The organism is Streptomyces viridifaciens (assembly GCF_001888885.2).
Classification (GTDB): domain Bacteria; phylum Actinomycetota; class Actinomycetes; order Streptomycetales; family Streptomycetaceae; genus Kitasatospora; species Kitasatospora aureofaciens.
In genome coordinates this window covers 2,620,922-2,631,066 of sequence record NZ_CP090841.1, presented here as the reverse complement: position 1 = coordinate 2,631,066, position 10,145 = coordinate 2,620,922, and the positions used below count along the sequence as shown (strand labels likewise).

Sequence of the window (10,145 nt, the reverse complement as noted above, 5' to 3'; positions counted from 1 at the left end):
GTGCCAAGCCGGGGGCGTCCGCCGCGGTCGTCGGAGCCCTGGCCGTGGGAGCGCGGGGGTACCGCGTTCCCCCGTCCGGGTGGACTCCTGGGCGAACTCTTGCCTGTGGAGAATGGTGACAGATCCGTCTTGCGACTGCTCAGCCGTGCCCGCGTACTGGACTCCCCTGCGACGGGCCGACCACCGGAGGGCGGACAGGCCTGTCATCGGCCGTGCCCGTCGACTCCGTCCCCCGGATTCGTCGCGCACCTGGGCATTGTAGTGGGAGCGCACTGCGGGGGAATGGCCGCGTGGGGGTTTTCCGGCTCCCGGACCAGGTTACTGACGGGTCGCTAGAGCCGGACCGCGGCTACCGGGGGTTCCGGTGGCTTCAGTGCCCTCCGTGTGCTCCGTGCCCCTCGTGCCCGGCGGGCTGGGCGGACGTGACCAGCTCGGTCAGCACCCCGCCGCAGTCCTTGGGGTGCAGGAAGGTGATCCGCGAGCCCATCGAGCCGATCCGCGGCTCGTCGTAGAGGACCCGGACGCCCTTGCCGCGGATGGCCTCGGAGTCGCCGTCCACGTCGGCGGTGCCGAAGGCGATGTGGTGCACGCCCTCGCCGTTCTTCTCCAGCCACTTGGCGACGGTGGAGTCCGGCCGGGTCGGCTCCAGCAGCTGGAGGTACGAGGCGCCGCCGTCGTCGGTCCCGTTGATCCGGAGCATCGCCTCGCGGACGCCCTGCTCCTCGTTGACCTCGCTGTGGAACACCTCGAAGCCGTAGGTGGTGCGGTAGAACTCGACCGTCTTGTCGAGGTCTCGGCAGGCGATGCCGATGTGGTCGATACGGGTCAGCACGGCGGACCTCCAGGGCAGGTACGGAAAGTGGCACCCAGTGCAGCGTACGGGCCTCGGCCCGCGCCAGTGCCGGACGTGCGAGCCTGCTCACACGCTGACCGGGCGCGGACGGCACGCGGTCGCCCGCGGACTTTCACCCGAACGTTCACCCGGACCGCGTTGACACGGTGTTGACTGGAGGGTGCCAGTGCGCTCGATCACACCGTCGCTCCGGTGACGGGCGGAAAACGGGTCAGTACCCTGAGCGCATCCTCACCTGGCCACGACGTGCGAAGGGGCCCGTCCCATGACCAACACCACCTCTGTGATCGTTGCCGGTGCGCGGACCCCGATGGGTCGCCTGCTCGGCTCCCTCAAGGGCTTCTCCGGTGCCGACCTCGGCGGCTTCGCGATCAAGGGCGCACTGGAGCGGGCCGGGATCACCGGGGATCAGGTCCAGTACGTGATCATGGGCCAGGTGCTGCAGGCCGGCGCCGGCCAGATCCCGGCCCGTCAGGCCGCCGTCAAGGCCGGCATCCCGATGAACGTCCCGGCGCTGACCGTCAACAAGGTCTGCCTCTCCGGCCTGGACGCCATCGCCCTCGCCGACCAGCTGATCCGGGCCGGCGAGTTCGACATCGTGGTGGCCGGCGGCCAGGAGTCGATGACCAACGCCCCGCACCTGCTGCCGAAGTCCCGCGAGGGCTACAAGTACGGCGCCGTCGAGGTGCTCGACGCCATGGCGTACGACGGTCTGACCGACGCCTACGAGAACATCCCGATGGGCGAGTCCACCGAGAAGCACAACACCCGCCTGGGCATCCCGCGCGAGGTGCAGGACGAGATCGCCGCCGCCTCCCACCAGCGGGCCGCCAAGGCGCAGGCGGACGGCGTCTTCGACGCCGAGATCGTCCCGGTCGCCATCCCGCAGCGCAAGGGCGAGCCGGTGCTGTTCAGCCAGGACGAGGGCATCCGCGCCGACACCACCGTCGAGGGTCTCGCCAAGCTGCGCCCGGCCTTCACCAAGGACGGCACGATCACCGCCGGCACCTCCTCGCAGATCTCCGACGGCGCCGCCGCCGTGGTCGTGATGAGCAAGGCCAAGGCCGAGGAGCTGGGCCTCACCTGGATCGCCGAGATCGGCGCGCACGGCAACGTGGCCGGCCCGGACAACTCGCTGCAGTCGCAGCCGTCCAACGCGATCAGGCACGCGCTGTCCAAGGAGGGCCTGGAGGTCTCCGACCTCGACCTGATCGAGATCAACGAGGCCTTCGCGGCCGTCGCCCACCAGTCGATGAAGGACCTGGGCGTCTCCTCCGACATCGTCAACGTCAACGGCGGCGCGATCGCGCTCGGCCACCCGATCGGCATGTCCGGCGCCCGGGTGGTGCTCACCCTCGCGCTGGAGCTGCAGCGCCGCGGCGGCGGGGTCGGCGCGGCCGCCCTGTGCGGCGGCGGCGGCCAGGGCGACGCGCTGATCGTGCGCGTGCCGAAGGCCTGACCGACGCTCTGACCTCGGGGCTGCGGACCGCCACAAGTGGTCCGCAGCCCTTTGGGTCCGTGCCCCGGCGTCGCCCCGCAGATGCGAGTTCGGAGACGGACCCCGGGCCTTCCAGGCCCCTCGGCATCTGCGCAAGGAGACCCTGATGATCGATGTCGCCACGCTGGTCGAGCAGGCCCGGGAGGGCCGGCCGCGGGCGGTCGCCCGCCTGATCACGCTGGTCGAGAACGCCGCTCCGCAGCTGCGGGAGGCGATGGCCGCGCTCGCCCCGTACACCGGGCAGGCCTACACCGTGGGCCTGACCGGCTCGCCCGGGGTCGGCAAGTCCACCTCCACCTCGGCGCTGGTCTCCGCCTACCGGCGGCTGGGCAAGCGGGTCGGAGTGCTCGCCGTCGACCCGTCCTCGCCGTTCTCCGGCGGGGCGCTGCTGGGCGACCGGGTCCGGATGCAGGACCACGCGACCGACCCCGAGGTGTTCATCCGCTCGATGGCCACCCGCGGGCACCTCGGCGGGCTGTCCTGGGCGGCCCCGCAGGCGCTGCGGGTGCTGGACGCGGCCGGGTGCGAGGTGATCCTGGTGGAGACCGTGGGCGTGGGCCAGTCCGAGGTCGAGGTCGCCGCCCAGGCCGACACCGCCGTGGTGCTGCTGGCCCCCGGGATGGGCGACGGCATCCAGGCCGCCAAGGCCGGCATCCTGGAGATCGGCGACGTCTTCGTGGTGAACAAGGCCGACCGGGACGGCGCCGACGCCACCGCCCGGGAGCTCAACCACATGCTGGGCCTCGGCGAGGCGCGCGAGGCGGGGGACTGGCGCCCGCCGATCGTCAAGACCGTCGCGGCGCGCGGCGAGGGAGTGGACGAGGTGGTCGAGGCGCTGGAGAAGCACCGCGCCTGGCTGGAGGAGCACGGCGAACTGGCGGCGCGCCGCCGCCGCCGGGCCGCCCAGGAGATCGAGGCCATCGCCCTGGCCGAGCTGCGGGCCCGGATCGGCGACCTCTCCGGCGACCGCCTGCTGGCCGGTCTCGCCGAACGGGTGGCCACCGGCACCCTCGACGCCTACGGCGCCGCCGACGAACTCGTCGCCGGCCTGACCACCGGCTGAGCCCGGCGCGGGAAGTCGGCCGGGCCGACTTCCCGCGCCGGGGGCCCGCAGGAACTACGAGCGGCCTCGGAGGCCGCGCAGGTGCTCGGCGACGGGAGCCAGGGCCTCGTAGATGGCGTCGAGCTGTTCCGGGGTGAAGCGGTCGATGAAGTGGGCCCGGACGCTGCGGACGTGGTCGGGGGCGACCCGCTGCATGGTCTCCCAGCCCTGTTCGGTGAGGTGGGCGTAGAGGCCGCGGCGGTCGCCGGGGCACTCCTGGCGCAGCACCAGGCCGGCGTTCTCCATGCGGGTGATCTGGTGGGAGAGCCGGCTCTTCGACTGCAGGGTGGCGGTCGCGAGGTCGGTCATCCGCATGCGGTGGTCGGGCGCCTCGGAGAGCACGACCAGGATCTCGTAGTCGTTGATCGCCAGGTTGTGGGGCTGGAGCTCGCGGCTGAGCTGGTAGTCCAGCAGCTTGGCGACCTCCAGATGGGCGCGCCACATCCGCTGCTCCCTGGCGGTCAGCCAGGGAGTCTCCTCCTCGGGCCGCGGCTCAGGGTTGTCCGCAGTGTCGATCGTGTGCGTATCCATGGGATCCAGCATAGCCGATTTAGTTCAATCTTGTACAAGTTTACAGGCCGAAACGCCGCCCGAGTTCGCCAAGGTTACCCAGGCCCGGCTGGTTGGGGTGGTTGCCGCCGTGGCCCGGCTGGGGCGGCACCCCGCCTCCCGGGACGCCTGCCTCGGCGTCCACCCGGCCCACCGGACGCTCGGCCATCAGCTGCTCGCTGGACTGCACCAGCACCTGCCCGGCGCCGATGAACTCGAATTGGTGCTCCTCGCCCGAGGCGCCGCCGATGCCGGTCAGTCGCCGCAGGCCACCGACCACCCCGTGCAGGTAGTCGTGGTCGTAGTGGTGGCACGGCGCCGGGCAGTCCGCCCAGCCGACCAGGGCCTGCGGGTCCACCCGGATCGGCGGCTCCACGAAGTGCACCGGCCCGTTGGAGGCGGCGACGAAGCGGCCGGTGCCGATCAGCGTCAGGAAGCCCGGGATGATCGACTGCTTGAGCCGCAGCGTCGGGTCGAAGGCGAGCAGGTTGCCGGAGCGGACGGTCAGGTTGCCGTCGTCCAGGTCGTAGGAGTTGAGGTCGTAGGCGCGGTCGGCCAGCAGCAGCTTGCCGCTGCCCTGGGCGACCACCCAGTCCGCCGCGTGCAGCGGGGAGTTGAAGTGCTGCCCGAGCATCCGGTCGACCATCCCGGCGCCGACGCCGCGGAAGGTGATGTCGCCGTAGTAGGCGACCATCTTGCCCTTCTGCAGGAAGTAGGAGCCGTTCAGCTCGACGGCGAAGGCGTACGGGTTGACGTTGTCGTTGGCCGGCAGGGTGTACGCGTCGTGCACCACCGGTCCCTCGCCGCCGTGGGTGGTCGGCAGCGGGGCCTGCGGGCCTCCGAACTGCTCCTGGGCGTAAGCCTGTTGGGGCTGCGGCTGGTAGCCGGGCGGCGGGGGAGGGGGCGGCGGGTAGTCCTGCGAACGCCCGTGGTTCGAAGGCACCGGAGGCACCGTGAAGCCCGGCTGGGTGGGCTGGTCGTGCGGCGACTGGCCGTACGGGGACTGCCCGTACGACGGCTGGGGCGGCTGCGGCGGGTGGGACATCAGAGCTTCTCCTCGCTCGCCTGGACGTACACCGCGCCCTGCCCGGACAGTTCCAGCTGGAACGCCTCGCCCGAGCCGCGGCCGATCATCTCGCGCCAACCGATCGCCGTGGACAGCTTGTTGCGCACCTCGCCGCGGTGCGCCACGTACGCCTGCGGGTCGACGTGCACCGGCTGGCCGGGGGTGATCGGCAGTTCGAAGACGCCGCCGTGGGCCATCACCGCGACCGAGCCGTGGCCCTCCAGCCGGGTGGTGAACAGGCCCTGCCCGCTGACCTGGCCGCGGACCATGCCCATCACCCCGCCCTGCGAGCCGAGGAACACGGTGGACTGGCGCAGCGTGCCCTCGAAGGCGAGCAGCCGGTCCGCCTCGACGAACAGGGTGTCGCCGGTCAGGTCGATCACGTGGACGTGGTGGCCGCCGTGGCCGAACATCACCCGCCCCTGGCCCTCGACGGTCATCAGCGGGGTGTCCTCGTTGGCGACCCGGCGGCCGATCATCGACATCACGCCGCCCTGGCCGCCGGTGATGTTCGGGGTGAACCGGACGTCGCCGGTGTACCCGAGCATCGCCCCGCGCTGGCTGAACAGCCGCTGGCCGGGCACCACCTGGGCCTCGACCATCTTCCCGTTGATCCGGGTGAAGCCCATCAGACGTCACCCCCGAGGGTGACCTTCTCCGAGGGCTGGACGTACACCAGGCCCTCGCCGGTGAACTCCACCTGCACGGCCTCGCCGCCGCCCTCGCCGATCACCGTGGTCCAGCCCGCGCCCGACTTCAGGCTGCGGTGCAGGCTGCCGGTGTGCGCGACGTAGGCGCCCGGGTCGACCCGCAGCGGCATGTCCTTGCCGACCCTCAGGATGACGGCCGGGCCGTTGGAGGTGACGGCGGCCCAGCCGTGGCCCTCCACCTTGGTGGTGAAGAGGCCGTTGCCCGAGGAGACGCCGTTCAGCCCGGTGAAGCTGGTGCCGGTGTGCAGGCCGGCCTCGGTGCACAGCAGGTTGTCCGCCTCGACGTAGAGCGTCTCCCCGTCGAGGCGGACCAGGTTGATCTCGGTGGCCTTGTCGGCGAAGTAGCAGGTGCCCTGCCCCCTCACCTCCATGACGGTCATCCGTTCGCCGGTGAGCCTGCGGGTGACCATGCCTCGCAGGCCGTCCCCTCCGCCGGTCAGCTTCTTGAAGGTCATCTGGCCGGTGTAGGCGACCATCGAGCCGTGCCGGGCCTTGACGGCGTCGCCGCCCAACTCGACGGCGAGCACCCGCGATCCCTGGAGTCTGAACTGTGCCACGGCCGCAATCTAGCTTCCGCCGGGGCTGCGGGGCGAGGGGGCGGGGCCCAACCGGTACGGACCCGGGACAATCGTTCGGGTCAGGAGCGTGCGTGGGCGCCGTGGCCGTGGCCGTGGCCGTGGCCGGGCGCCGGGACGGCTCCGGCCGCCTGCTCGACCTCCAGCAGCGAGGCCGAGTGGCGCTCCGCCTCGAAGGCCACCACGCCGCCGCGCAGGCCGAACAGGCGCTTGGAGAGCATGATCCAGAGCACCGCCGCGATGTTCAGCAGCAGGGTGCAGATCTTCACCGCGCTGATGTGCTCGTGCAGCTCGTAGCCCTCCAGCGGGAGGAAGGCGGCGGTGGCGACCACGGTCAGGTACTCGGCCCAGCGCCGGCCCAGCCAGAGGCCGACCGCCTCGACGATCTCGATCAGCGCGTAGGCGATCATCGCGCCCGCGACGATCAGCAGGGTCTTCTTCTGGTAGCCGAAGGTCTTGCGGATCGTCTCGACGATCGGGGCGTGGTCGAGGTCCCAGTGGAAGTGGTCGGTGACCGGCTTGAAGACCGTGAGGTCCTCCTCGAAGACCCGCTGCACCGCCTCCTGACTGTTGGAGAACTTCCAGACGCCCCAGGCCATCAGGATGATGATCACGCCGCGCAGCACCCGCTCGACGGCCAGGAAGCGCAGGATGAAGAGGTCCCGCAGGGCCTTGCCGCGCGGCACCAGCGGGGCGTTCGCCGCCGGGCCGGAGCCGTGCGGGGCGCCGAGCGAGAAGTCGCCGCAGCGCAGGCAGCGCCAGGCGTCGCCGACCGCGGTGGCGGCGTGCAGTCGGGAGGCCAGCTCGGGCTCGGTCGGCGCGTAGGTGATGTGGCCGCGCTTGGCGCAGGTCCTGCGGTCCCAGTCGCGCTTGAACATGTGGTGACTACCCCCCGTGTGCGGTGCCGGCGGCGCCCGGTTCGGTGGGCGCGCGGGCAGCAGGATAGGGGGTGCGGGCGACGCCCCGCCGCACCCGGCGGGGTTCTGGCGCGCCGCTGTGACATCCGGCACGGTGCCCACCCCCGGCCCTGGGCTCGGACATGTGCTCGGTGATAATGGCGGGAAGGCTTGTGAGTCGCTTCACAAGCGTGCCGCGCCTCCGACCCCCGTATTGAGGTATCCAACGTGAACAGCAGCGCCGTCCACCGCCTGCGCCTCGTATCCGCCCCCGAGGGGATCTCCTTCATCCTGCTGCTGATCTGCTCGGTGCTGAAGCGGACCACGTCCTTCGACGCCGTGCCGGTGATGGGCATGGTCCACGGGATCCTGTTCATCCTGTACGTGATCTTCTGGATCCAGGCCTGGCAGGCGCAGAAGTGGGACGCCAAGCGCGGCGTGCTGCTGTTCGTGCTCTCGGTGCTGCCGTTCGGCGGTTTCGTCGCCGAGCGGCAGCTCGGTCGCGAGGAGCGCGGGGAGCTGCGGCCCGCGACCGCCTGACCCGCTCGCGTGGACGGTCGACAGGCTGCCACGGCCTCCTCTCCCAAAGGGCCGCGGCAGCCTGCCGCCGTTTTCTCACCGGGAGTGGATTCGGGGTTTCGCCAGAAGCATGACAACCGTCGCCGCGGAAGAACAGGCCCCCTGAGGGGATTGGCCGGGAGTCGTCGGCCCGGACACGGCCGGACGCCCGGGGCCTGCCCTCCAACGAGGCCCCGGGCGTCCGGCTCACCGCGCGCCGTACGTCACTTGACGTTGACGGCGCTCCAGGTCGCGGCGACGGCCGCGTACTCGGCGCTGGTGGCGCCGTACAGGTCCGCCGCGGCCTTCAGGGTGCCGGTGCGGGCCGCCGCGTAGTTGGTGGTGGAGGTGAAGTAGGTGGTCAGCGCGCGGTACCAGATCTTGGCCGCCTTGTCCCGGCCTATGCCGGCGAGGGTGGAGCCGTTGTACGTCGGGCTGTTGTAGCTGACGCCGTTGATGGTCTTGGCGCCGCTGCCCTCGGCGAGCAGGTAGAAGAAGTGGTTGGCCACGCCCGAGGAGTAGTGGACGTCCAGGCCGCCGACCGAGGAGGACCAGTAGTCGGCCGAGCGGCCGTCCTTGGACGGCTGGTCCATGTAGCGCAGCGGCTTGCCGTCACCGTTGATGTTGATCTGCTCGCCGATGAGGTAGTCCGGCTTGTCGGCGGCCAGGTTGGCGTACCACTCGACCATGGTGCCGAAGATGTCCGAGGTGGCCTCGTTCAGGCCGCCGGACTCGCCGGAGTAGTTGAGGCCCGCGGTGGCGGAGGTGACGCCGTGGGTCATCTCGTGGCCGGCCACGTCCAGCGCAGTGAGCGGGTGGGTGTTGCTGGCACCGTCGCCGTACGTCATGCAGAAGCAGCTGTCGCTCCAGAACGCGTTGACGTAGTTGGTGCCGTAGTGGACCCGGCTGACCGCGCCGACGCCGTCGTTCTTGATGCCGTTGCGGCCGAAGGTGTTCTTGTAGAAGTCCCAGGTGGCGGCCGCGCCGTACTGGGCGTCCACGGCGGCGGACTCCTGGTTGGAGACCAGGCCGTTGCCGAAGACGTTGGTGGAGTTGGCGAACAGGGTGCCGCTGCCGGAGGTCTTGTTCTTCAGGTTGTAGGTGGCCTGGCCGCCGCGGCCGGCGTCCTTCAGCTGGTACGAGGTGCCGCTCTGGGTGGTGGTCAGCGGGACGGTGCCGACGAAGACGCCCTTGCCGCTGCCGGAGGCGGTCTGCACCTGCTCGTGGGTGGAGAGCACCTGGCCGGTGGCCGCGTCGGTGACCAGCAGCTGGCTGCTCGGGGTGCCGTCGGCGCGCAGACCCTCGACGGTGGTCCGGTACGCCAGCCGAGGATTGCCGTCGGCCGCCCAGACCACCAGGGCGGCGGTGCCGGTCTGCCGGACCTCGGTCAGCGGCGCCTCGTCCTCGTCGGCGGCGATGCCGACGGTGGACTGCACGGCGCCGGTCGCCTGGGCGGCGGCCTGGTCCGCGGCGATCTCGGGAGTGAGGCTGGGCAGCGCGAGCTTGGCGCCGACGGCCTTGTCCACCGCGGTGGTCGAGCCGTCCGCCTTCTGGTGCACCACCAGGTCGCCGCCCAGCACGGGGAGTCCGGCGAACGTGCGCTCGTAGCGGAGGTGGCGGGTGCCGTCGGCGTCCACCACGACGTCCTTGGCCACCAGTTGCTCCTGGCCGCCCAGGGACAGGGCGTGCGCCACCTTGGCGGCCTGGCCGTTCGCCTGGGCGATCAGGTCGGCGTGCTGCTGGGCGCCCCGGGCCTGCGGCGCGGGGTCGGCCTGGGCCGCGACGCCCTGGACGACACCGGTCAGCAGGGCGGTGGCGGAGAGTACGGCGACTGCGGCGAGCTTTCGCTTCACGGACGAGTCCTTCCGGGAAACCGCGTGTGGGCGCGGTCGCACCGCGTCCCGGGGGCCGGGGTCGGCACCTGAGGGGCGGGACGGGCACTGACGTGCGAGGACCCCGAGCGGTCGTGCGGCTGCCACCGGTTGGGTGGGGGTGGTGGCTGTCGAACGGGGTTGGCGGAAAGCATGACAATCGAGCAAATCAAATGACAGGTCTTCCTCATGAATTGGCCAAGTCCCGCCAAGACGAAGCATTGTGAACGGGGGGACAAAGCGGATCATTTACCCGGACTTTCGGCGGGTTCCGGACCGAACCGAGGCCTGGTAGCGGGGCGTTCGCTCATCGGACGGTCAACCCCGGTACGTGCGAAGCGCGTTGCCGTCCGTTCACACCGACGCAATGTCCAGGTATGGACCTGGCCGTCCGATTGGCGGGATCCCGCCACCGTGTCGTGCTTGTCCACCATCAGGACAGCTGGTAGCGCACGTCCCGTCCGCCG

The 10,145-nt window shown here is 71.1% G+C and carries 10 protein-coding genes; 3 read left to right on the top strand and 7 right to left on the bottom strand.

Going from position 1 to position 10,145, the window contains the following annotated elements; genetic code table 11:
* Positions 1 to 370 precede the first annotated feature (370 nt).
* Positions 371 to 832 (bottom strand): methylmalonyl-CoA epimerase, encoded by a 462-nt coding sequence (gene mce, locus BOQ63_RS18730; protein ID WP_072654657.1) that lies wholly within the window; start codon positions 830 to 832, stop codon positions 371 to 373.
* 286 nt (positions 833 to 1,118) lie between these two features.
* Here mce and BOQ63_RS18725 point away from each other — a divergent pair, with 286 nt between their 5' ends.
* Positions 1,119 to 2,312 (top strand): acetyl-CoA C-acetyltransferase, encoded by a 1,194-nt coding sequence (locus BOQ63_RS18725; protein WP_030281998.1) that lies wholly within the window; start codon positions 1,119 to 1,121, stop codon positions 2,310 to 2,312.
* A gap of 145 nt (positions 2,313 to 2,457) precedes the next feature.
* Complete coding sequence (gene meaB, locus BOQ63_RS18720; protein WP_030281995.1) at positions 2,458 to 3,414, top strand: methylmalonyl Co-A mutase-associated GTPase MeaB; 957 nt, start codon at positions 2,458 to 2,460, stop codon at positions 3,412 to 3,414.
* A gap of 54 nt (positions 3,415 to 3,468) precedes the next feature.
* Here the strand turns inward: meaB and BOQ63_RS18715 are convergent, their stop codons facing one another.
* The 5 genes from BOQ63_RS18715 to BOQ63_RS18695 all read right to left on the bottom strand — a co-directional run bounded on the left by BOQ63_RS18715 (position 3,469) and on the right by BOQ63_RS18695 (position 7,231).
* Positions 3,469 to 3,984 (bottom strand): MarR family winged helix-turn-helix transcriptional regulator, encoded by a 516-nt coding sequence (locus BOQ63_RS18715; protein WP_078656685.1) that lies wholly within the window; start codon positions 3,982 to 3,984, stop codon positions 3,469 to 3,471.
* A 40-nt stretch (positions 3,985 to 4,024) separates the two neighbouring features.
* Positions 4,025 to 4,825, bottom strand: coding sequence for an AIM24 family protein (locus BOQ63_RS18710; RefSeq protein ID WP_030281992.1), 801 nt, complete (start codon positions 4,823 to 4,825; stop codon positions 4,025 to 4,027).
* 221 nt (positions 4,826 to 5,046) lie between these two features.
* On the bottom strand, positions 5,047 to 5,697 hold the full coding sequence (locus tag BOQ63_RS18705) for an AIM24 family protein (RefSeq protein ID WP_030281990.1): 651 nt from the start codon (positions 5,695 to 5,697) through the stop codon (positions 5,047 to 5,049).
* On the bottom strand, positions 5,697 to 6,335 hold the full coding sequence (locus tag BOQ63_RS18700) for an AIM24 family protein (RefSeq protein ID WP_072654656.1): 639 nt from the start codon (positions 6,333 to 6,335) through the stop codon (positions 5,697 to 5,699). The genes BOQ63_RS18705 and BOQ63_RS18700 overlap by 1 nt, the downstream gene beginning before the upstream one ends.
* Before the next feature lie 80 nt (positions 6,336 to 6,415).
* Positions 6,416 to 7,231, bottom strand: a complete 816-nt coding sequence (locus tag BOQ63_RS18695; RefSeq protein WP_072654655.1) for a DUF2127 domain-containing protein — start codon at positions 7,229 to 7,231, stop codon at positions 6,416 to 6,418.
* A 246-nt stretch (positions 7,232 to 7,477) separates the two neighbouring features.
* Between BOQ63_RS18695 and BOQ63_RS18690 the strand changes: the two genes are divergently transcribed.
* On the top strand, positions 7,478 to 7,789 hold the full coding sequence (locus BOQ63_RS18690) for a DUF3817 domain-containing protein (protein ID WP_030281985.1): 312 nt from the start codon (positions 7,478 to 7,480) through the stop codon (positions 7,787 to 7,789).
* 242 nt (positions 7,790 to 8,031) lie between these two features.
* Here BOQ63_RS18690 and BOQ63_RS18685 read toward each other — a convergent pair whose 3' ends face one another.
* The gene (locus BOQ63_RS18685) at positions 8,032 to 9,660 is read right to left on the bottom strand and encodes a M4 family metallopeptidase (protein WP_079183667.1); all 1,629 of its coding nucleotides are present in this window, start codon (positions 9,658 to 9,660) and stop codon (positions 8,032 to 8,034) included.
* Positions 9,661 to 10,145 lie beyond the last annotated feature (485 nt).

Bases quoted from the DNA above. Each gene is read 5' to 3' on its own strand.
- BOQ63_RS18695 (WP_072654655.1), bottom strand. From the start codon at position 7,231: ATGTTCAAGCGCGACTGGGACCGCAGGACCTGCGCCAAGCGCGGCCAC.
- BOQ63_RS18725 (WP_030281998.1), top strand. From the start codon at position 1,119: ATGACCAACACCACCTCTGTGATCGTTGCCGGTGCGCGGACCCCGATG.
- BOQ63_RS18705 (WP_030281990.1), bottom strand. From the start codon at position 5,697: ATGGGCTTCACCCGGATCAACGGGAAGATGGTCGAGGCCCAGGTGGTG.
- meaB (WP_030281995.1), top strand. From the start codon at position 2,458: ATGATCGATGTCGCCACGCTGGTCGAGCAGGCCCGGGAGGGCCGGCCG.
- BOQ63_RS18715 (WP_078656685.1), bottom strand. From the start codon at position 3,984: ATGGATACGCACACGATCGACACTGCGGACAACCCTGAGCCGCGGCCC.